The following is a 23,079-nucleotide window of genomic DNA, read 5'->3' on the forward strand; positions in this document are numbered from 1 at the left end:
ACTGGCAGACCCGGTGTTTTTCACTCTATGTTGCCTCCAGCAGCAATAAATCCATCAACAGCACCAGGTTGGATTCAAACGAGGTGATCCCCGCCGCTTCCGCCGCGAAATGCACTGCTTCGTCGTAGAGTGCGAAATGGATATCTGCCAGCGCGGCCAGTGAGTTCGCAGACGCGCGGGTAAACGCGACGACCGTCATGCCGACGGTGTGCGCGATCCGCGCTTTATCCAGCACTTGTTCGGTTTCACCACTGCGCGATACGGCGATAAACACCTGATAGCGCGACGCATTGCTGAGAAAGATATTGCGGCTGTCACCCGGACCGGAGATAAACGCCGTCTTGCCCAACACCTGTAGCTTCTTGGTTAAATACTCCGCGAACAAATATGAGAAACCTGCGCCATAGAGAAAGAAACTCTCTTTGTCGCGCAGCAGTGCGGCGAACTGGCTGCGCTTTTCTGTCGTCACCCATTGAAAAGTTTGCTGGTAATTCGCCAGAAACTGCTGAAACAGCGCCGGTAGTTCAACGCTGCCTTCACTGCGTTGATCCGCAATGTGCGGCGTATCGGATAAAAGCTGTTTGCAGTGCCAGATAAATTCGCTAAAGCCGCTGAAGCCCAGTTTCTGGCACAGACGGATAATGGTGGCGGTGGAGACATACGTGGCCTGCGCCAGTTGCCGCACGGTGATGTTGCCTACCAGCAGCGGGTGCTCCGTCAGGTGCGCCAGTACGCGGTACTCGGCGCGGGTCAGTGACTCCCCGCGCGTCAGCAATGGCGCAAGTCGGTTATCCATTTACGCCGGTTCTACGGGTAAATCGTCGCGTGCGCCCCATTCACTCCAGGAGCCGTCATACAGCGTGACGTTATCCGCGCCCAGAGTTGCCAGCGCGAGAATCACCACCGACGCAGTGACGCCTGAACCGCAGCTGGCGATAATCGGCTTATGCAAATCCACACCCTGGCGGCGGAAAATGGCGGCCAGTTCATCGGTGGTTTTCAGCTCGCCTTCCGTCACCAGATCGCCCCACGGCACATTCTTCGCACCGGGAATATGACCGCGTTTCAGCCCCGGACGGGGCTCGTCCATTTCGCCATTAAAACGCGGTGCCGGGCGCGCATCGACAATCTGTGCTGTTCCTTCGTGACTGACTAACAGGACATCCGTCAGCTTTTTCACCACGGAGGGGTCAAAGTTGGCGTTAAAATCGGACTCCGGCAACGCCACATCGCCTTTTTGCAGCGGCAGGGCATCGCGTTGCCAGCCCGCCAGGCCGCCGGCAAGAATCGACACCTTTTCCACACCGTAATTGCGCAGCATCCACCAGGCGCGCGGGGCAGAGAAGAGGTTGCCTTCATCGTAGACCACAAGGTGCTTCTCCTGGCTAATGCCCAGTTCGCGCATCGCGACAGCAAACGCTTCCGGGCGGATGAGCATGTGCGGTAAGGAAGAGGTGTGATCGGAGAGGGCTTCAATATCAAAAAATACCGCACCGGGGAGATGCCCGGCGCGGTATTCCGCTTTAAGGTCACGATGTTCCTGTCCCGGGGGCGCCATACGGGCGTCAATCAGCTGGATTTCAGGATCATCGCTGTGTTCTATCAGCCAGTCGGCCGCGACAAAAAACGAGGTAGACATGGTTGCCTCCGTGTCATCAACAGTAACCTGAATTGTTCACGTTTTTTCCTGACCCGACAAGCCACCTTCGCTCATGTCGCGAGCAACCTCGTTATTTTTGTATGGCTTTGCCGTTTTCCCAGGCTTTTTGCAGCGCAGGCCAGTAATCCCGGTTCGCTTCAATCATCTCATCAAGGATCGCTTTCGCATGCTGCATGGTGGGCACGGTTTTGTTCAGCGTAAAGGCCTGCAACGCTTTTTCGTAACTGCCTTCAATGGTGGCTTCGACCAGCAGTTGTTCAGAGGCCAGTTGCTGCATCAGCAGGGTCTGGTGGAATAAAGGCACCGCCCCCATACGCACCGGCTCCGGGCCTTCGCTGGTAATATAGGCAGGCACTTCGACCATCGCATCGTACGGCAAATTGGCAATCGCGCCTTTGTTTTCCACAATCACCAGATGGCGCTGACGCAGGTCAAACGCCAGTGAACAGGCAACATCAACAATAAACGCGCCATGCACGCCCACGTGGAAGGCATCCGGCAGGATCCCGCTGCGCTTATACTCCTGGGCGGCGGCAAACAGTTTTTTCTCGCGCCCGTCCATCACTTCATTGGCGCGGGTGTAGTCGGGATCCTGATGGGCGACGATCTCGTTTGGCATCAGGTAGTACTGCAAATAGGGGTTTGGCAGATATTCCGGAAAGTGATCCATGATCGGTTTGATATTGCGCCAGGTTTTCACCCATGACGGATCGGCATGCTGCGGGTCCGTTTGGGCGGCATCTTCAGTCAGCAGACCAAAACGGGCAATATGCTCGCGCAACGCCGGCAGGCAATCCTCGCCATCTACGCGCACCTGGGTAAACCAGCCAAAGTGGTTCAGGCCAAAGTAATCGACCTCCAGTTTATGGCGATCCACGCCGAGGATAGCGCCCATATTGCGCATCGCCGCCACGGGCATATCGCAGATATTGAGTACCCGCGCCTTCGGGCGCAAACGGCGTACGCCTTCGGCCACGATGGCCGCCGGATTGGAATAATTGACGATCCAGGCTTTTTTATCGGCGTAACGCTCCACCAGATCGATCAGCTCTACCATTGGCAGAATAGTGCGTAACCCGTAGGCCAGCCCGCCAGGACCGCAGGTCTCCTGACCCACCACACCATGGCGCAAGGGAATTTTCTCATCCTGCTCGCGCATTTTGTACTGACCGACGCGCATCTGAGCAAAAACAAAATGTGCGCCGCTGAGCGCCGTTTCGGCATTGCTGGTCACGGTAAATTTGATGCTCTGGCTGTGGTCGCGGATCACTTTCTCCACCACAGGCGCAATGGTGTTCTGCCGCGCTTCATCAATGTCATACAGGCGAATTTCCGCCAGCGGGAACGCCTCCAGTCTGACCATCAGGCTTTTCACGATGCCGGGGGTATAGGTGCTGCCGCCACCGGCGATGGATAAAATAAACGGGGGTTTAACCATTTCTGGACTCCTTCAGAGAAACATCTCAACGGCTTCTCGCATTTTTTTGACATGCAGCCCGTAGACCACCTGAACGTTATTACCTTGTTTGATTACGCCTTTTGCACCGGTTGCTTTCAGTTGCGGTTCATCAATCGCCGCCACATCGATCACCGTCACGCGCAGGCGGGTGTAGCAGTTGTCCACCACGTCAATATTGGCGCGCCCGCCCAGACCTTCGATAATCGCTGCGCCTACGCCAGCATTACTGCCTTTTGCCTGATACTCCTGCTTGCTGTACAGACGCGTCTCCTGCTCATCATCTTCACGGCCGGGTGTCTTCATGCGGAAGTGCAAAATCAGGAAGCGGAAGATAAAGAAGTAGAGGGCGAACATAATGAGCCCAACGAGGATGTAAATCGGCCAGTTGGACTTTTCGGTGCCGAGGGGCAGGTTGTAGAGCACAAAATCGATAATGCCGTTCGCGCCAATGGCATGAACGCCAAGCAGTGAGAACAACATCATGCCGATACCGGTGAGCACGGCATGCACCACAAACAGCAGCGGGGCGACAAACAGGAAAGCAAACTCGATAGGCTCGGTGACGCCGACCAAAAATGAGGTGAGCGCAGCAGGGATCAGGATCGCTTTGGCCGCAGCTTTGCGCTCGGGTTTCGCTGTCACATACATCGCCAGCGCGGCGGCGGGCAGACCGAACATTTTACTGATGCCGCGCGCATCCCAGACGACGGTGCTGCTGAGTTGCGTCACGCTCGGGCAGGCTATTTCGGCAAAGTAGATGTTACGTGCACCCTGATAAGTCGTACCGCAAATATCCGCCGTACCGCCGAGTTCGGTGTACAAAAAGGGCGTATAGACCAGATGGTGCAGCCCGGTCGGCACCAGAATGCGCTCAAGGAAACCGTAGACCGCAACGCCGAACGGCCCCGCGCCTTTGATCGCCATCGCCAGGGCGCTGATGCCATGCTGGGCGAAAGGCCACAGTTCGCTCATGACCACACCCAACACCATCGCCACCGGTAGCATGATAATGGCGACGAAGCAGTGACCCGAGTAGATAGCCATCGCCCCGGAAAACTGTACACCGGAATATTTATCGTACAGATAACCTGACAGCGCACCGGTGAGGATCCCGGCGAAGACGCCCATCTCCAGTACCTGCACGCCTAACACCATGCCCTGGCCTGCGGCTTTCATCTGCGCAGCAGGCGCCAGCGCCCCCTGAAATTGCAGCATGACATTCATGGCGTTAATAAAAACGATAAAGGTCACCAGACCAATCAGCGCCGCATAGCCTTTATCCCGCGAGGCAAGACCCACCGGAATGCCGACCGCGAAGACCAGGGCAAGGTTAGCCAATACCGATACAGCGGATTTGGCAATCAACTGACCGATTTGTTGAATAATAGTGTGGCCAAGAAAGGGCAGATACTCGGCCAGGTTGCCATTGCCGAAGATATTTCCGCAGGCAATAAATAAGCCGACAATCGGCAAAATGAGCACCGGACCAAAGAGGGACTTACCAAAATTTTGTAGGGCATTCACGGCTCTGGACATAATGTTCTCTCTGATTAGAACCGCGCACAAAGGTGCACAGACAGCTTAACGGTAGCAGCACTCTGCGTTGCTTTTCCATCTATCTCATTGTTTTAAAAACAAATGACATGAAACGTAACATGTTACGTTTCGCACTGTGATCCGCGTAACAGGGCGTGCGGAAAAACGTGACGAGACTTTGCGAAGCGCTTTCCAGAACCAAAGACACATTTTGTAATTCCTGTCGTTGCGAATAATAATGTCTGGCAATGTTCAACAGGCTGTACAGGCCAGGGATAAAGAATGAAACCGCTACGCATTGCGGCGCTGACCGTCGCGCTGTTCACTACGTTTACGTTAGTCGGCTGTGATAACAACGATAAACCGCAGGCAGCCAGCTCGCCTGCTGCGGCATCCGCGCCGCAGCAAAGCCAGGCAGCCCCCGCGCAAAGTAAAGAGAAACTGGCGCAGCTTGCCGCGCGTAGCGAAGGTAAGCCGCTCACGCTGCTGGATGCCTCTGAAGTGCAACTGGACGGTGCCGCCACGCTGGTGCTGACCTTCTCCGTTCCGCTTAACCCCGATCAGGATTTTGCCTCGACCGTCCACCTGGTGGACAAGAAGAGCGGCAAAGTCGATGGTGCCTGGGAACTGGCGCCGAATCTGAAAGAGCTGCGCTTGCGCCATCTGGAGCCGAACCGCGAACTGCTGGTGTCGGTGGATCGCGGGCTAACGGCGCTGAACAAAGCCACGTTCGGCATTGATTACGAAAAAGCCATTACCACCCGCGACGTGCAGCCCAGCGTCGGCTTTGCCAGCCGCGGTTCGCTGCTGCCGGGCAAAGTGGTGGAAGGACTGCCGGTGATGACGCTGAACGTCGATAACGTCGACGTGAATTTCTACCGCGTGAAACCGGAGTCGCTGGCGGCGTTTATCAGCCAGTGGGAATACCGTAACGCCCTGTCAAACTGGGAGTCGGACACGTTACTGAAAATGGCCGACCTGGTGTATACCGGCCGTTTTGACCTCAACCCGGCGCGCAATACCCGTGAGAAGTTACTGTTGCCGCTCAGCAGCATTCAGCCATTGCAACAAACCGGGGTCTACGTCGCCGTAATGAATCAGGCCGGGCATTACAACTACAGCAATGCCGCTACCCTGTTCACACTCAGCAATATTGGTCTGTCTGCGCACCGTTACCATAACCGTCTGGATATCTTTACCCAGGGGCTGGAAAACGGCGCGGCGCTCTCCGGCATCGAGGTGATGCTGCTCAATGAGAACGGGCAAACGCTGGCGCAGGCCACCAGTGACAAAGACGGTCACGCAACGTTAACCACCGACAAAGAAGCGGCGCTGATCCTGGCGCGTAAAGACGGTGAAACCACGCTGCTGGATCTGAAATTACCGGCGCTGGATCTGGCGGAATTCGCCATTACCGGCGATCCGGGCTACAGCAAACAGTTCTTTATGTTTGGCCCGCGCGATCTCTATCGTCCGGGGGAAACCGTGATCCTCAACGGTCTGCTGCGCGACAGCGACGGTAAGCCGTTGACCGCGCAACCGGTGAAACTGGACGTCGTGAAACCGGACGGGCAGGTGATCCGTACGGTGGTCAGCCAGCCGCAGAACGGGCTGTATCATTTTACCTACCCGCTGGAAGCCAGCGCGCAAACCGGGATGTGGCATATCCGTGCCAATACCGGTGACAACCAGCCGCGCGAGTGGGGCTTCCATGTTGAAGACTTTATGCCGGAGCGCATGGCGCTGAATATCACTCCGCAGACATCGCCGGTTGCACCAGCGGATGACGTGGTGTTTAACGTGAACGGTCACTATCTCTATGGTGCGCCCGCCAGCGGCAACACGTTGCAAGGGCAGCTCTATTTACGCCCGCTGCGCGAAGCCGTCCAGGCGTTGCCAGGGTTCCAGTTTGGCGACATCGCGGAAGAAAACCTCAGCCGCAGTCTGGATGAGGTGCACCTGACGCTGGATGACAACGGTCATGGCGAAGTCACCACCGCCAGCCAGTGGCAAGAGAGTCACTCGCCGTTAGAAGTCATTTTGCAGGCCAGCCTGCTGGAGTCGGGCGGTCGCCCGGTTACCCGCCGCGCGCAGCAAGCCATCTGGCCTGCACAGGCGCTGCCGGGTATCCGCCCGCAGTTTGCTTCAAAAGCGGTCTATGACTATCGCACCGACACCACCGTCAACCAGCCGATTGTGGATGAAGACAGCAACGCGGCGTTCGACATCGTCTATGCCGATGCCGAGGGCAAGAAAATAGCAGTCAGTGATTTGCAGGTGCGGTTGATCCGCGAACGTCGCGATTACTTCTGGAACTGGTCAGAAAGCGAGGGCTGGCAGTCGCAGTTCAATCAGAAAGATTTGGTTGAAGGCGAGCAGAGCCTCAACCTGGCGGCGAATGAAACCGGTAAAGTGACCTTCCCGGTGGAGTGGGGCGCCTATCGTCTGGAGGTGAAAGGGCCGGACGATACCCTCAGCAGCGTGCGTTTCTGGGCCGGTTACAGCTGGCAGGATAACAGCGACGGTGCGGGCGCTGTTCGCCCTGATCGCGTCACCATGAAACTGGATAAACCGGCCTACAAACCGGGCGATACCGTCAAGCTGCACGTGACTGCGCCTGCTGCGGGCAAAGGTTATGCGATGATCGAGTCGGCCGAAGGCCCGCTGTGGTGGCAGGAAATTGATGTGCCGGCAGACGGCCTCGAGCTCTCTATTCCTGTCGATCAGAAATGGCAGCGCCACGATCTGTACATCAGCACGCTGGTGGTTCGCCCTGGCGACAAGTCGAAGTCCGCGACGCCGAAACGCGCCGTCGGTCTGCTGCATCTGCCGATGGGGGATGAAAACCGCCGTCTTGATGTCACGCTGAATACCCCGCAAAAAATGCGCCCGAACCAGCCGTTAACGGTGAAAGTGAAGGCGGCAGTGAAAAATGGCGAAACGCCTAAACAGATCAATGTGTTGCTTTCCGCAGTAGACAGCGGTGTGCTTAACATTACGGATTACGTGACGCCAGATCCGTGGCAGGGCTTCTTCGGCCAAAAACGCTACGGTGCGGATATTTACGATATCTACGGCCAGGTAATTGAAGGACAGGGGCGTCTTGCTGCGCTGCGTTTCGGTGGTGACGGCGATGAAATGAACCGTGGCGGTAAACCGCCGGTCAACCATGTCACCATTATTGCCCAGCAGGCGCAGCCGGTCACGCTGGATGAGCACGGTGAAGGCACGGTGACGCTGCCAATTGGTGATTTCAACGGTGAACTGCGCGTGATGGCGCAAGCCTGGACGGCGGAAGATTTTGGCAGCAGCGAAGGTAAAGTGATTGTTGCGGCCCCGGTGATTGCCGACATGAATATGCCGCGCTTCCTTGGTAGCGGCGACACTTCCCGCCTGACTCTGGACGTCACTAACCTTACCGATCAGCCGCAAACCCTGAATGTGGCGCTGGCAGCGAGTGGATTGCTGGCGTTGGAAAGTGGTCAGCCTGAAGCGGTAAAACTGGCTGCCGGGCAGCGTAAGACGTTGTTTATTCCGGTGCGTGCGCTGGACGGTTTTGGCGAGGGTGAAATCAGCGCGCAAATCAGCGGGCTGACGCTGCCAGGCGAAACGTTTGCGCCGCAGCAGAAACAGTGGAAACTTGGCGTGCGTCCGGCATTTGCTGCGCAGACCGTCAACAGCGGCGCGATGCTGAACCCCGGTGAGAGCTGGCATGTCCCTGCGCAGCACCTTGCCGGAATTTCCCCGGCAACGCTGCAAGGGCGTGTACTGTTCAGCGGCAAACCCCCGTTGAACCTTGCGCGCTATATTCAGGAACTGAAAGCCTATCCGTACGGGTGCCTGGAACAAACCGCCAGCGGCCTGTTCCCGTCGCTGTACACCAACGCCGCACAGCTTAAAGCGCTGGGCATTAAAGGTGAGAGCGACGAGCAGCGCCGTGCTGCGGTGGATCTGGGTATCTCCCGGTTGTTGCAAATGCAGCGTGACGACGGTGGTTTCTCGCTGTGGGATAAGAGCGGTTCAGAAGAGTACTGGTTAACTGCCTACGTCACTGACTTCCTGGTCAGCGCCTCCGCTCAGGGTTACAGCGTACCGACAAATGCGCTGAATAATGCCAACAATCGCTTGCTGCGCTACCTGCAGGATCCGGCGACGATGGCGATCCGTTATAGCGACGATCTACCCGCCACCAGGTTTGCCGTACAAAGCTATGCTGCGCTGGTGCTGGCACGTCAGCAAAAAGCCCCGCTGGGCGCACTGCGTGATGTCTGGCAGCGCCATGAGCAGGCCAAAGCGGCGCTGCCGTTGATGCAACTGGGTGTGGCGTTAAAACTGATGGGCGATGCGCAACGCAGCGAACAGGCGATCAACCTGGCGCTGAAAACGTCACGGGTGCAGAACAACCGCTGGCTGGCGGATTACGGCAGCGATCTGCGTGATAACGCGCTGATGCTGGCGCTGTTGCAGGACAACAACCTGCTGCCGCAAGTGCAAACGCGCCTGCTGACCACCTTGTCTGAACAAGCGTACGGTCAGCGCTGGTTATCGACTCAAGAGAGTAACGCGCTGTTTTTGGCCGGGCGTAACCTGCAAAACGCATCCGGTAGCTGGCAGGCGCAAACCTCGCTCGATGCCGCTGCATTGGGTGGCGATAATGCGCAGAGCCGTAACCTGGATGCCGATCAACTGGCTTCACTGCAGGTAACCAACAGCGGCTCAACCCCGTTATGGTTACGCCTGGACAGCAGCGGTTACCCGGATCATGCGCCGACGCCTTCCGCCAATGTGCTGCGTATTGAACGCAACATTCTGGGTACTGATGGTCGTAGCAAGTCCCTCTCATCGCTGAAAAGCGGCGATTTGGTGCTGGTATGGCTGGAAGTGAGCGCCAGCCAGAACGTACCGGATGCGCTGGTGGTGGATTTACTGCCTGCCGGGCTGGAGCTGGAAAACCAGAATCTGGCCAGCAGCAGCGCCAGCTTGCAGGACAGCGGCAGTGAAGTGCAGGAACTGCTAAACCGTATGCAGCAGGCGGATATCCAGCATATGGAGTTCCGCGACGATCGCTTTGTGGCGGCGGTTCCGGTAAGCGAAGGTCAACCCGTTACGCTGGTCTATCTGGCGCGGGCGGTGACGCCGGGTCATTACCAGATTCCTGCGCCGCAGGTGGAATCCATGTACGTACCGCAGTGGCGGGCGACAGGCGCGACCAGCGGCTCGCTGACTATCGTGCCGTAACGTGAAGATTGTGCGTCTGATGCGCACCCGCTGGCGCTGGCTGGTGGGTGCGCCCCTGTTATTGGTGCTGGCGGTGATCGCTGCGGATAACATCTGGCCATTACCGCTCAGCGAGGTGGATCCCGCGCGCGTGGTGGTGGCGGAAGATGGCACACCGCTATGGCGTTTTGCCGATGCTGACGGTATCTGGCGCTATCCGGTGACCATCGAAGAGGTTTCGCCGCGTTACTTGCAGGCGCTGATCCAGTATGAAGATCGCTGGTTCTGGGATCATCCCGGCGTGAACCCGTTTTCCATTCTCCGTGCAGCCTGGCAGGATCTCAGCTCCGGGCGCGTGGTGTCGGGCGGCAGTACACTCACTATGCAGGTCGCTCGCCTGCTTGATCCTCACCCACGGACTTTCGGTGGCAAAGTGCGCCAACTCTGGCGTGCGCTGCAACTGGAGTGGCACCTTTCCAAACGCGACATTCTCACGCTCTACCTGAACCGTGCGCCCTTTGGCGGCACGTTGCAGGGCGTGGGGGCGGCAAGCTGGGCTTACCTGGGCAAACCACCTGCAAAACTCAGTTATGCCGAAGCCGCGTTGCTGGCTGTCCTGCCGCAAGCGCCAAGTCGTCTGCGCCCTGACCGCTGGCCGGAACGGGCGCAGGCGGCGCGCGACAAAGTGCTTGAGCGCATGGCGTCACAGCAAGTATGGCCTGCGGCGCAGGTGAAAGAGTCGCGGCAGGAACCGGTCTGGCTGGCACCCCGGCAAATGCCGCAACTGGCGCCGCTGTTTGCCAGACGTATGCTTGGCGAAAGCCGGGCGTTAAAAATCACCACCACGCTGGACGCCACTTTGCAACGGCAGCTTGAAGAGCTGGCGCTGAGCGTCAAAACGCGTCTGCCGCTGCGCAGTTCGCTGGCGATGATCGTGGTTGATCATACTGATATGAAGGTGCGCGGCTGGGTTGGCTCGGTAGACATCAATGATGACAGTCGTTTCAGCCATGTGGATATGGTCAGCGCGGTGCGTTCGCCAGGATCGGTGCTGAAGCCGTTTATCTACGGTATGGCGCTGGATGAAGGATTAATCCACCCGGCGTCGTTACTGCAGGATGTGCCGCGGCGAGTCGGGGATTATCGTCCCGGCAACTTTGACAGTGGTTTTCACGGCCCTGTCAGCATGAGCGAAGCGCTGGTGCGTTCGCTGAATTTACCGGCGGTGCAGGTGCTGGAAGCCTACGGGCCGAAAAAGTTTGCCGGTAATCTGCGTAATGCCGGATTGCCGCTGAGCTTACCGGCCGGGGCTGAACCCAATCTGTCGCTGATCCTCGGCGGCGCTGGGGCGCGGCTGGAAGATATTGCTGCCGCTTACAGTACCTTTGCCCGCGGTGGTAAAGCCGGGCAACTGCGCCTGACGCCGGATGCGCCGCTGGTGGAACGACGGTTAATGTCGCCGGGCGCGGCGTGGATCATCCGCCGTATTCTGGCCGGGGAAGCGCAACCGATGCCGGACGCCGTATTGCCGCAGGTCGCGCCGCTGGCCTGGAAGACGGGCACCAGTTATGGCTACCGTGATGCCTGGGCTATCGGTGTCAATGCCCGCTACGTGATCGGGATCTGGACCGGCAGGCCGGATGGCACGCCGGTCGCCGGGCAGTTCGGTTTTGCCAGCGCCGTACCGCTGCTTAACCAGGTGAACAACCTGCTGCAGGCGCGTTCGGCGCTTGAGCAGGGGAAATTGCCGCGCGATCCACGCCCGCAATCGGTCAGTCAGGGCGTGATTTGCTGGCCTGGCGGGCAAAGTTTGCCGGAGGGAGACAGCAATTGCCGTCGCCGTCTGGCAACCTGGTTGCTGGAGGACAGTCAGCCCCCCACCTTGCTGATGCCAGAGCAGGAAGGGATGCACGGCATCAATTTCCCGCTGTGGTTAAACCGTGAAGGCCGACGCGTTGCGGCAGACTGCCCGGATGCGCAGCAGAAAACCTGGATTGTCTGGCCGTTGCCGCTGGAGCCCTGGCTACCGCCGGGAGAACGGCGGGCGGCGCGTTTACCCCCGGCAGATAAGCACTGCCCGCCGCGTAATGACAATGCGCCGCCGCCGCTACTGCTCAGTGGCGTGCGTGATGGCGCGGTGATTAAGCGTATTCCGGGGCAAGCTTTTGTGCTGCTGCCGGTGCAAAGCAGCGGCGGGGAAGGGGGGCGCTGGTGGTTTCTGAATGGTGAACCCCTGTCGCCGCACGAGAATTTATTGAGCCTGAAACTTGATAAGACCGGTGAGTATCAGTTATTGGTTATGGATGACGCGGGGCAGGTCGCTGCGGTGCAGTTTACTGTGCAATAATCTGTTAAATAGTGAGTTTAGTGAAAGGTGTTGCTGAAACTCGTCTTATTTTAAAAAAATGTTACCTTAATCCATAGGCAACGCCCCCGTTGCTCTTTATAATCCGCGCCAGGTCATACTCATATGTATGTACGACAACAGAACAACTTACAGAGGTAATCATGGCTATTGAACGTACTTTTTCCATCATCAAACCAAACGCGGTGGCAAAAAACGTTATTGGCGGCATCTTCTCTCGCTTTGAAGCGGCAGGATTCAAAATTGTCGGCACCAAAATGCTGCATCTGACCGTTGAACAGGCTCGCGGTTTTTACGCTGAGCACGAAGGTCGCCCATTCTTTGACGGTCTGGTTGAGTTCATGACTTCCGGCCCGATTGTGGTCTCTGTTCTGGAAGGCGAAAACGCGGTACAGCGTCACCGTGACCTGCTGGGCGCAACCAATCCGGCGAACGCACTGGCGGGCACGCTGCGTGCTGACTACGCTGACAGCTTCACTGAAAACGGTACCCACGGCTCTGATTCCCTTGAATCTGCTGCCCGCGAAATCGCTTACTTCTTCGCTGAAGGCGAAGTGTGCCCGCGCACCCGCTAATCACCCGTTAAGCTGTGTAACGAGTTTTACACTTTAATTTGTGAAATGCCGCGTGCAAACGTGGTATCTGTGCGTCAGAATTTGTACAATGCTGCGCCCCAGGATGAGCAGACGCTTACCTGGGGCGCTTCTTTTTAACCCTCCAGGGGCCATAACGTGTAATAACGAGGCCGGAATAAATTATGTCTGAACAAATTGTCATACCTGAGAACGACGCTCTCACGATCCCCAATAAAGATGCAAAAATTAACCTGCTGGATTTAAACCGTCAGCAGATGCGCGAGTTTTTCAAAAACTTAGGTGAGAAACCCTTCCGTGCCGATCAGGTCATGAAGTGGATGTATCACTATTGCAGCGATGACTTTGATGAAATGACCGACATCAACAAAGTCCTGCGCGGCAAGTTAAAAGAAGTCGCCGAGATCCGCGCGCCGGAAGTTGTTGAAGAGCAACGCTCTTCCGACGGCACCATCAAATGGGCGATTGCGGTAGGCGATCAGCGCGTCGAAACCGTTTATATCCCGGAAGAGGATCGCGCCACCTTATGCGTCTCTTCACAGGTCGGTTGTGCGCTGGAGTGTAAATTCTGCTCAACCGCACAGCAGGGCTTTAACCGCAACCTGCGCGTTTCCGAAATCATCGGCCAGGTGTGGCGTGCGGCGAAAATCATTGGTGCGGCAAGAGTCACCGGCAACCGTCCTATCACCAACGTGGTGATGATGGGCATGGGCGAGCCGCTGCTGAACCTGACCAACGTCGTTCCGGCGATGGAAATCATGCTGGATGATTTCGGCTTTGGTCTGTCCAAACGCCGCGTGACGCTCTCTACTTCTGGCGTGGTTCCGGCGCTGGATAAACTGGGCGACATGATCGACGTCGCACTGGCGATTTCCCTGCATGCGCCGAACGATGAAATTCGTGACGAAATTGTACCGATCAACAAAAAGTACAATATCGAAACCTTCCTCGCGGCGGTGCGCCGCTACCTGGAAAAATCCAACGCCAACCAGGGGCGCGTGACTATTGAGTACGTCATGCTCGATCATGTGAATGACGGCACTGAGCATGCGCACCAACTGGCGGAGTTGCTGAAAGATACACCGTGCAAGATCAACCTGATCCCCTGGAACCCGTTCCCGGGCGCACCGTATGGCCGCAGTTCTAACAGCCGTATCGATCGCTTCTGTAAGGTGCTGATGAGCTATGGTTTTACTACAATTGTACGTAAAACTCGCGGCGACGATATCGATGCCGCTTGCGGTCAGCTGGCGGGCGATGTGATCGACCGGACCAAACGTACCCTGCGTAAGCGTATGCAAGGCGAACCGATTGCGGTGAAGTCACTGTAATGTGAAAACGCAGCACGAAGAATGTGCTGCATTTTCTAAAAACGACGAATATTTGGCCTGTACGTATGCAGGTCATCAATAATTACGGTGCGTTTCTCCTGACTTTGAGGCAGTATGTAGTGATGGAACAACGGCTTAGCAAAAAGTGCTGAAAGCTGTTCTGTTATGCAAAGCCTGACAGTCTTATACTATGGGTCCAGTCTTAATTGACCCGGTTTTTTCGCGGCGCGTGTGGGCATTGCGGTCACGCGCGCCTGAATGTTTAATTTCACGTACCAGTAGTTGTAGCGAATGAATACTGAAGCCACTCACGACCAAAATGAAGCACAAACCACTGGCGTACGTCTGCGCAGCGCCCGTGAACAACTTGGACTCAGCCAACAAGCGGTTGCAGAGCGCTTGTGCCTGAAGGTTTCCACGGTACGCGATATCGAAGAAGACAGATCCCCTGCCGATCTGGCTTCTACCTTTGTGCGTGGTTATATCCGCTCTTATGCCCGCTTAGTGCACATCCCGGAAGAAGAATTACTGCCGATGATTGAAAAGCAAGCGCCGGTCAGAGCTGCGAAAGTAGCTCCGATGCAGACGTTCGCTTTGGGCAAACCGCGTAAGAAACGCGACGGCTGGCTGATGAGCTTTACCTGGCTGGTGCTGTTTGTGGTTATTGGCCTGACGGGTGCCTGGTGGTGGCAAAACCATAAAGCGCAGCAGGAAGAGATCAGCACCATGGCCGATCAATCTTCTGCTGAACTCAATGCCAACAACAGCAATGAGCAGAGTGTTCCACTGAATACCGACGCCTCCTCCGCGCCGGTAGATAACTCCTCTACGCCAGTTGAACAGCCCGCGCCAACCACAACAGCTCAGGCTCCGGCTGTTGCACAGCAAGCTCCGGCAAACACGGCTAACCAGAATGCCGTGGTACCGCCGTCTCAGGCTAACGTTGATTCTGTTCCTGCGACAATGGCGAACAATGGGCAACTGCCGACCGATCAGGCGGGCGTTGCTGGCGCGGTTGCCAACAGTAATGGTCTGGCGATGACCTTTAACGCTGATTGCTGGCTGGAAGTGAGCGACGCGACGGGCAAAAAACTGTTCAGCGGCATGCAGCGTAAAGACGCGACGTTGAATCTGGCGGGCCAGGCGCCGTATAAACTGAAAATCGGCGCGCCATCAGCTGTTCAGATCCAGTATCAGGGTAAACCTGTCGATCTGAGTCGTTTTATCAGAACTAACCAGGTTGCGCGTCTTACCCTCAATGCCGAACAATCAGCAGTACAGTAACAGACGGGCAACGCGGGAGATTTTTCATGCATAACCAGGCTCCGATTCAGCGTCGGAAATCGAAACGGATTTACGTTGGTAATGTGCCAATCGGCGATGGGGCTCCTATCGCCGTGCAGTCAATGACAAACACCCGCACCACGGATGTTGAAGCCACAGTTAACCAAATCAAAGCTCTTGAGCGCGTCGGCGCGGATATCGTCCGCGTTTCCGTCCCGACGATGGATGCGGCGGAAGCGTTTAAACTGATCAAACAGCAGGTGAGCGTTCCGCTGGTAGCGGATATTCATTTTGACTACCGTATTGCGCTGAAAGTGGCGGAATACGGAGTGGATTGCCTGCGTATCAACCCCGGCAACATCGGCAACGAAGAGCGTATTCGCACCGTTGTTGATTGCGCGCGTGACAAAAACATCCCTATCCGCATCGGCGTTAACGCCGGATCGCTGGAAAAAGATCTGCAGGAAAAATACGGCGAACCGACGCCGCAGGCGCTGCTCGAATCTGCCATGCGCCATGTGGATCATCTCGATCGCCTGAACTTTGATCAGTTCAAAGTCAGCGTCAAAGCCTCTGATGTGTTCCTCGCTGTTGAGTCTTATCGCCTGCTTGCTAAGCAGATCGAACAGCCGCTGCATCTGGGCATCACCGAAGCCGGTGGCGCACGCGCGGGCGCGGTGAAGTCGGCAATTGGACTTGGTCTGCTACTGTCTGAGGGCATTGGCGACACGCTGCGTATTTCACTGGCGGCCGATCCGGTAGAAGAGATCAAAGTCGGTTTCGATATCCTGAAATCGCTGCGCATCCGCTCCCGCGGTATTAACTTTATCGCTTGTCCGACCTGTTCCCGTCAGGAGTTCGATGTTATCGGTACGGTTAACGCGCTGGAGCAACGCCTGGAAGATATCATCACGCCAATGGATGTTTCTATTATTGGCTGTGTGGTGAACGGTCCGGGCGAAGCGCTGGTCTCTACGCTGGGCGTGACAGGCGGCAACAAGAAGAGCGGCCTGTATGAAGACGGTGTGCGCAAAGATCGCCTTGATAACAGCGACATGATCAGCCAGCTTGAAGCCCGCATTCGCGCGAAAGCGTCGATTCTGGATGAAGCGCGCCGTATCGACGTGCAACAGGTAGAAAAATAACGTGACTGGGAAGCGGCTGGCTTCCCGTGTATGATGAACCCGCCAGGCGCTCCGGCCCTGAGGGTTCATTTTTTGTATTCATAAAGAGAATAAACGTGGCAAAGAATATTCAAGCCATTCGCGGCATGAACGATTATCTGCCTGGCGAGACCGCCATCTGGCAGCGCATTGAAGGCACCTTAAAAAACGTGCTCGGCAGCTACGGTTACAGTGAAATCCGTTTGCCGATTGTAGAGCAGACCCCGTTATTCAAACGCGCGATCGGCGAAGTGACCGACGTGGTTGAAAAAGAGATGTACACCTTTGACGATCGCAACGGCGATAGCCTGACACTGCGTCCCGAAGGTACGGCGGGCTGTGTACGCGCCGGCATCGAGCATGGTCTTCTGTACAATCAGGAACAGCGCTTGTGGTACGTCGGGCCGATGTTCCGCTACGAACGTCCGCAGAAAGGGCGCTACCGCCAGTTCCATCAACTGGGTGTCGAAGTGTTTGGTCTGCAAGGGCCGGATATCGACGCCGAGCTGATTATGCTAACCGCCCGCTGGTGGCGTGAACTGGGTATTGCTTCCCACGTTGCGCTTGAACTTAACTCCATCGGTTCGCTGGAGGCGCGTGCGACCTACCGTGATGCGCTGGTGGCGTTCCTGGAACAGCATAAAGATAAGCTCGACGAAGATTGCCTGCGTCGCATGTACACCAACCCGCTGCGCGTGCTGGACACCAAAAATCAGGACATCCAGACGCTGCTGAACGATGCGCCGAAACTGGGTGATTACCTGGATAACGAGTCCCGCGAACACTTCGCGGGTCTTTGCGCGTTTCTGGATGCGGCAGGCATTGCCTACACCGTGAACCAGCGCCTGGTGCGCGGTCTGGACTACTACAACCGCACCGTGTTTGAGTGGGTCACCACCAGTCTGGGCGCGCAGGGCACCGTGTGTGCCGGTGGTCGTTATGACGGTCTGGTCGAGCAACTGGGTGGGCGTGCGACCCCTGCGGTAGGCTTCGCAATGGGCCTCGAACGACTTGTTTTGTTAGTTCAGGCAGTTAATCCGGAATTTAAAGCAGAATCCGTTGTCGATATATACCTGGTGGCGTCTGGCGCCAATACGCAATCCGCTGCAATGCAGTTGGGTGAACAGGTGCGTGATGCGTTACCTGGCGTACGGCTGATGATGAACCACGGCGGCGGCAATTTCAAAAAGCAATTCGCACGTGCAGATAAGTGGGGCGCTCGCGTCGCACTGGTGCTCGGTGAATCTGAAATCGCCGACGGTAATGTTGTGGTGAAGGATTTACGCTCTGGTGAGCAGAGTACGGTAACGCAGGACAGCGTTGCGGCGCATTTGCGCACACTACTGGGCTAATCTCCCCGGTGAATTATCGTTAAGGAGAAGGACTGCGTGGAAATTTACGAAAACGAAAACGACCAGGTAGACGCGATTAAGCGCTTCTTTGCCGAGAACGGCAAAGCGCTGGCTGTTGGCGTTGTTTTAGGTATCGGTACGCTGGTTGGCTGGCGTTACTGGACCAGTCATCAGGCTGATACAGCAAAAGCCTCATCGCAAGCTTATGAAACCGCGGTTTCCGCGCTTCAGGCTGGCAAACCGGAATCGTTCGTAGCGGCGGAGAAGTTCGCTGCTGACAACAAAAACACCTACGGTGCGTTGGCTTCGCTGGAACTTGCACAGCAGTATGTTGAGAAAAACGAGCTGGATAAAGCCGCCGCCCAGTTGCAACAAGGGCTTGCGGCAACCAGTGATGAGAATCTGAAATCGATGATCAACGTGCGTCTGGCCCGTGTTCAGGTACAACTGAAGCAGCAAGATGTGGCGCTGAAAACGCTGGATGCCGTCAAAGGCGACAGCTGGTCGGCTATCGTGGCTGATTTGCGTGGCGAGGCACTGCTGAGCAAAGGCGACAAACAAGGCGCGCGCACCGCATGGGAAAACGGCATTAAAAACAATGCTTCTCCTGCGTTGAGTGAAATGATGCAAATGAAAATTAATAATTTGTCCATCTAAGAGGGACCCGATGCAATTGCGTAAATTACTTCTGCCTGGACTGCTTTCCGTTACGTTATTGAGCGGCTGTTCCCTGTTCAACGGCGAAGAAGATGTTGTCAAAATGTCCCCGCTGCCGGTTGTTGAAAACCAGTTTACGCCGTCAACGGCGTGGAGCACTTCCGTTGGCAACGGTATCGGCGACTTCTATTCCAACCTGCATCCGGCCTTTGCGGATGGCGTGGTGTATGCCGCCGATCGCCATGGTGTGGTGAAAGCCCTGCATGCCGAAGATGGTCGTGAAGTCTGGTCCGTGAATCTGGCCGAAAAAGATGGCTGGTTCTCTACCCGCGCTGCACAGCTTTCCGGCGGCGTGACCGTTTCCGGTGGTCATGTGTACGTCGGCAGCGAAAAAGCCCGCGTTTATGCCCTGAACACCAGCGATGGTTCCGCAGCCTGGCAAACGAAAGTGGCCGGTGAGGCGCTGTCTCGCCCGGTAGTCAGCGACGGTCTGGTACTGATCCATACCAGCAACGGCCAATTGCAGGCACTGAATGAAACTGACGGTGCAGTGAAATGGACCGTTAACCTGGATATGCCTGCGCTCTCCCTGCGCGGTGAGTCTGCACCGACTGCTGCTTTTGGCGCTGCCATTGTTGGCGGTGACAACGGTCGCGTGAGTGCGGTGTTGATGCAGCAAGGCCAGTTGATTTGGCAGCAGCGCATCTCCCAGGCAAACGGACCGACGGAAATCGATCGTCTGAGCGATGTGGATACCACGCCGGTCGTGGTCAATGGCGTGGTGTACGCGCTGGCCTACAATGGCAACATGACGGCGCTGGATCTGCGCAGCGGTCAGATCATGTGGAAGCGTGAGCTGGGTTCCGTCAGCGACTTTATCGTCGATGGCAATCGTATCTATCTTATCGATCAGAATGACCGCATTCTGGCGCTCACCACTGACGGTGGCGTGACCCTGTGGACACAAAGCGACCTGTTGCACCGTAACCTTACCGCTCCGGCGTTGTATAATGGTTATATTGTGACAGGCGATAGCGAAGGCTATGTGCACTGGATTAATGTCGAGGACGGCCGTTTTGTGGCGCAGCAGAAAGTCGACAGCTCTGGTTTCCTGACCGAGCCGGTCGTTGCCGATGGCAAACTGCTGATCCAGGCAAAAGACGGTACGCTGTACGCCATCACGCGTTAATCGCGCTGAGGTTGTCGTTCCCGAAGACGGCTCCTGTTGCAGGGGCCGTTTTCCTGTTTTTAAAACGCTGCGTAAATCGCACCGTTTTGCTAATGAATTTTCTGTAATGAGGCTTCAAACATGGTACCTGTGGTCGCGCTTGTCGGGCGCCCTAACGTTGGAAAATCCACGCTATTTAACCGTTTAACACGCACCCGTGATGCGCTGGTAGCGGATTTCCCGGGTCTGACTCGTGACCGTAAGTACGGTCGTGCTGAAGTGGAAGGCCGTGAATTTATCTGCATCGATACCGGCGGTATCGACGGCACGGAAGATGGTGTCGAAACCCGCATGGCGGAACAGTCGCTGCTGGCGATTGAAGAAGCTGATGTGGTGCTGTTTATGGTGGATGCGCGCGCAGGCCTGATGCCTGCAGACTCTGCCATTGCGAAGCATTTGCGTGCGCGTGAAAAACCGACCTTCCTCGTGGCGAACAAAACCGATGGTCTGGATCCGGATCAGGCAACGGCAGATTTCTACTCGCTGGGTCTTGGTGAAATTTACGCGATTGCCGCGTCGCACGGGCGCGGCGTGACCAGCCTGCTGGAACACGTGCTGATGCCGTGGATGGACGAGCTGAACCCGCCGGAAGAGGTGGACGAAGACGCGGAGTACTGGGCGCAGTTCGAAGCCAACGAAAACGGCGAAGAAGAAGAGCCGGAAGACGATTTTAACCCGCAGGATCTGCCGATCAAGCTGGCTATTGTCGGTCGTCCGAACGTCGGTAAGTCCACACTCACTAACCGTATTCTTGGTGAAGACCGCGTGGTGGTGTACGACATGCCGGGCACCACGCGTGACAGTATCTACATTCCGATGCAGCGCGATGAACGTGAGTACGTACTTATCGATACGGCGGGCGTGCGTAAGCGCGGCAAAATCACCGATGTGGTGGAGAAGTTCTCCGTTATCAAAACGTTGCAGGCAATCGAAGATGCTAACGTGGTGCTGCTAGTGATTGATGCCCGCGAAGGCATCTCCGATCAGGATCTGTCGCTGCTGGGCTTTATCCTCAACAGTGGTCGCTCGCTGGTGATTGTGGTCAACAAGTGGGATGGCCTGACCCAGGAAGTGAAAGAGCAGGTTAAAGAGACGCTGGATTACCGCCTCGGCTTTATCGATTTTGCCCGCGTGCACTTTATCTCTGCGTTGCACGGCAGTGGCGTTGGTAACCTGTTTGAGTCGGTTCGCGAAGCCTACGACAGCTCTACCCGCCGCGTTAGCACCGCGATGCTGACCCGCATTATGACCATGGCATCGGAAGATCATCAGCCGCCGCTGGTGCGCGGTCGCCGCGTGAAGCTGAAATACGCGCACGCCGGGGGTTATAACCCGCCGATTGTGGTGATCCACGGTAACCAGGTGAAAGACTTGCCTGATTCCTACAAACGCTATCTGATGAACTACTTCCGTAAATCGCTGGATGTGATGGGTACGCCGATCCGTATTCAGTTCAAGGAAGGGGAAAACCCGTTTGCAGAGAAGCGCAACACCCTGACGCCAAACCAGATGCGTAAACGTAAGCGCCTGATTAAGCACATTAAGAAAGGTAAGTAACCATTCGCTCAAAACCCGCCGGTTGGCGGGTTTTTTGTCTGCGGCGGTGTATGATAAGCCCAGCGAAACATTAAGGAGCACGTTATGGATTTAAAATGCCCGACCTGCCACAACCCGCTGGAACTGGTAGGAACGCATGCCCACTGCCACGGCTGCGATACAGACATTGACGTACAGGCCAACTGCCCGGAGTGCCACCAGCCTCTGGAGGTGTTAAAAGCCTGTGGCGCGGTGGACTTCTTCTGCCAGCACGGCCACGGGCTGATTTCCAAAAAACGCGTTGAATTTACCCTGCGTTAAGACTTGCAGATACACGCTTCACCTTCGCGCCACAGCTCGACAAACGAGGGTGGTGCTTTGCTTTCCGGGATCAGCAACAGCACATCTGTCGGCTGTGAGGCCCAGGTTATCTGCACACGGTAAAAGCGCTGATCGCCGCGTCCTGGTGAGTCTGGCTGCCCGGGCGGTTGCCCGAGCGGCAACGCCTGATGAAGGATCTCAACCAGGCGCTGGCGCTGCTCGGCGCTGAGCCGGGCAAGGACTATCCGCCGTTTGCCGCTCAGCGCTGGCATAAAAGCCAGCCCGCCTTCACGGGCTAACTCCACCACCGCATCGTCGGTTAATTCCGGTTCGTTCATCATAATACTCCGACATCTTTCCACGCCCGCTCAATGGCCGCCGACACCTTTTTGCCGGAGCGTTTTTCGCCGTGTTTGATGGTGAGTTTCGCAAAGGCGGCGAAATCCGCGTCTTGCGCCAGTGACTTATCGCAGACGGTATCGTACCAGGCGTACCCTGTTTGCTTCCAGGCATGTCCACCAACGGCGGTCGCCGCCAGGTAAAACGCGCGGTTAGGAATACCTGAGTTCAGATGTACGCCGCCATTATCTTCCCGGGTTTTGACATAGTCCTTCATATGCGCGGGCTGCGGATCTTTACCCAATAACGGGTCATCATAGGCGGTGCCAGGCTCAGACATCGAACGTAGCCCGCGGCCGTGAATGCCTTTTGCCAGCAAACCTTCGCCAATAATCCAGTCTGCTTCGGCGGCGGTTTGTTGTTTGTGATACTGCTTCACCAGCGATCCAAAAACATCCGATAGCGACTCATTCAGTGCGCCCGCTTGTTCAAAGTAGATTAAGTTCGCTTCTGTTTCTGTGACGCCGTGGCTGAGTTCGTGCGCCACCACATCAATGGCTATCGTAAAGCGGTTAAAAATCTCACCGTCGCCATCGCCAAAGACCATCTGCTGACCGTTCCAGAAGGCGTTTTGATACTCTTTGCCGTAATGCACGGTGCCACTGAGGATCATCCCCTGGTTATCCAGCGAGTTGCGCTGGTAAATCTGCCAGAAGAAATCGTGCGTGACGCCAAGGTAGTCGTAAGCTTCATTCACCGCGACATCACCGTTCGACGGCTGACCTTCGTAGCGCACCTGTTCACCGGGCAGGGTCTCTTTTTGTTTGGCGTCGTAAATATCGCGCACCAGTTCACCGGGCGAGGTCACCAGCGGCGCATCCACTTTACCGTGGCTGTGCGCCATTAGCGTTTGCACGTGCGTTAAGGTCTGGCGGGCGCAACGCTGTTGCAGCTCGGAACCATTATCGATAATGCGGCGAAGGATATAGGGCGGGATAACGCTGTACGGGCGATATGAATGCATGTTGATCTCCTTGA

Annotated in this window: 17 protein-coding genes; 11 read left to right on the top strand and 6 right to left on the bottom strand. The window is 56.4% G+C overall.

The window, feature by feature from the left end; all coding sequences use genetic code 11:
- Nucleotides 1-25: 25 nt before the first annotated feature.
- From ACQ3G7_RS00280 to ACQ3G7_RS00295, 4 genes are all read right to left on the bottom strand, one after another.
- Complete coding sequence (locus ACQ3G7_RS00280) at nt 26-796, bottom strand: MurR/RpiR family transcriptional regulator (protein ID WP_430888425.1); 771 nt, start codon at nt 794-796, stop codon at nt 26-28.
- Entirely contained in the window at nt 797-1,639 is an 843-nt protein-coding gene (gene sseA, locus ACQ3G7_RS00285) for a 3-mercaptopyruvate sulfurtransferase (RefSeq protein ID WP_430888426.1), read from the bottom strand. It abuts the gene before it with no gap.
- Nucleotides 1,640-1,730: 91 nt separating this feature from the next.
- The gene (locus ACQ3G7_RS00290) at nt 1,731-3,098 is read right to left on the bottom strand and encodes a 6-phospho-alpha-glucosidase (RefSeq protein ID WP_430888427.1); all 1,368 of its coding nucleotides are present in this window, start codon (nt 3,096-3,098) and stop codon (nt 1,731-1,733) included.
- 12 nt (nt 3,099-3,110) lie between these two features.
- Nucleotides 3,111-4,655: a PTS transporter subunit EIIC gene (locus ACQ3G7_RS00295; RefSeq protein ID WP_430888428.1), complete on the bottom strand. Its 1,545-nt coding sequence runs from the start codon at nt 4,653-4,655 to the stop codon at nt 3,111-3,113.
- Nucleotides 4,656-4,937: 282 nt separating this feature from the next.
- On the opposite strand from ACQ3G7_RS00295, the gene ACQ3G7_RS00300 reads away from it, so the two are divergent.
- The 11 genes from ACQ3G7_RS00300 (at nt 4,938) to ACQ3G7_RS00350 (ending at nt 21,702) form a co-directional block, all read left to right on the top strand.
- Nucleotides 4,938-9,893 (top strand): alpha-2-macroglobulin family protein, encoded by a 4,956-nt coding sequence (locus ACQ3G7_RS00300; RefSeq protein WP_430888429.1) that lies wholly within the window; start codon nt 4,938-4,940, stop codon nt 9,891-9,893.
- A gap of 1 nt (nt 9,894) precedes the next feature.
- Complete coding sequence (gene pbpC / locus ACQ3G7_RS00305) at nt 9,895-12,219, top strand: peptidoglycan glycosyltransferase PbpC (RefSeq protein ID WP_430888430.1); 2,325 nt, start codon at nt 9,895-9,897, stop codon at nt 12,217-12,219.
- 161 nt (nt 12,220-12,380) lie between these two features.
- The gene (gene ndk, locus ACQ3G7_RS00310) at nt 12,381-12,812 is read left to right on the top strand and encodes a nucleoside-diphosphate kinase (protein WP_263099792.1); all 432 of its coding nucleotides are present in this window, start codon (nt 12,381-12,383) and stop codon (nt 12,810-12,812) included.
- A 182-nt stretch (nt 12,813-12,994) separates the two neighbouring features.
- On the top strand, nt 12,995-14,161 hold the full coding sequence (rlmN, locus tag ACQ3G7_RS00315; protein WP_263099793.1) for a dual-specificity RNA methyltransferase RlmN: 1,167 nt from the start codon (nt 12,995-12,997) through the stop codon (nt 14,159-14,161).
- A gap of 291 nt (nt 14,162-14,452) precedes the next feature.
- Complete coding sequence (gene rodZ / locus ACQ3G7_RS00320; protein ID WP_430888431.1) at nt 14,453-15,445, top strand: cytoskeleton protein RodZ; 993 nt, start codon at nt 14,453-14,455, stop codon at nt 15,443-15,445.
- 26 nt (nt 15,446-15,471) lie between these two features.
- Complete coding sequence (ispG, locus tag ACQ3G7_RS00325; RefSeq protein ID WP_263099795.1) at nt 15,472-16,590, top strand: flavodoxin-dependent (E)-4-hydroxy-3-methylbut-2-enyl-diphosphate synthase; 1,119 nt, start codon at nt 15,472-15,474, stop codon at nt 16,588-16,590.
- Between the two features lie 95 nt (nt 16,591-16,685).
- A complete protein-coding gene (gene hisS / locus ACQ3G7_RS00330) occupies nt 16,686-17,960 on the top strand; it encodes a histidine--tRNA ligase (protein WP_430888432.1) in 1,275 nt (424 codons plus the stop codon).
- Nucleotides 17,961-17,996: 36 nt separating this feature from the next.
- The gene (locus ACQ3G7_RS00335) at nt 17,997-18,617 is read left to right on the top strand and encodes a YfgM family protein (RefSeq protein WP_430888433.1); all 621 of its coding nucleotides are present in this window, start codon (nt 17,997-17,999) and stop codon (nt 18,615-18,617) included.
- 10 nt (nt 18,618-18,627) lie between these two features.
- Nucleotides 18,628-19,806 carry an outer membrane protein assembly factor BamB gene (bamB, locus tag ACQ3G7_RS00340; protein WP_430888434.1) on the top strand — a complete coding sequence of 393 codons (1,179 nt, stop codon included), beginning with the start codon at nt 18,628-18,630 and terminating at the stop codon, nt 19,804-19,806.
- 120 nt (nt 19,807-19,926) lie between these two features.
- Nucleotides 19,927-21,402, top strand: coding sequence for a ribosome biogenesis GTPase Der (der, locus tag ACQ3G7_RS00345; protein WP_430888435.1), 1,476 nt, complete (start codon nt 19,927-19,929; stop codon nt 21,400-21,402).
- A gap of 84 nt (nt 21,403-21,486) precedes the next feature.
- Entirely contained in the window at nt 21,487-21,702 is a 216-nt protein-coding gene (locus ACQ3G7_RS00350) for a zinc ribbon domain-containing protein (protein WP_430888436.1), read from the top strand.
- Here the strand turns inward: ACQ3G7_RS00350 and ACQ3G7_RS00355 are convergent.
- Both ACQ3G7_RS00355 and ACQ3G7_RS00360 read right to left on the bottom strand, forming a co-directional pair.
- On the bottom strand, nt 21,699-22,040 hold the full coding sequence (locus tag ACQ3G7_RS00355; RefSeq protein WP_430888881.1) for a protealysin inhibitor emfourin: 342 nt from the start codon (nt 22,038-22,040) through the stop codon (nt 21,699-21,701). The two genes, ACQ3G7_RS00350 and ACQ3G7_RS00355, sit on opposite strands and share 4 nt — an antisense overlap.
- On the bottom strand, nt 22,040-23,065 hold the full coding sequence (locus ACQ3G7_RS00360) for a M4 family metallopeptidase (RefSeq protein ID WP_430888437.1): 1,026 nt from the start codon (nt 23,063-23,065) through the stop codon (nt 22,040-22,042). Before ACQ3G7_RS00360 ends, ACQ3G7_RS00355 begins: the two co-directional genes overlap by 1 nt.
- Between the last annotated feature and the right edge of the window lie 14 nt (nt 23,066-23,079).

The organism is Kosakonia sp. N21 (assembly GCF_050587465.1).
In the GTDB taxonomy this organism is placed as follows: Bacteria; Pseudomonadota; Gammaproteobacteria; order Enterobacterales; family Enterobacteriaceae.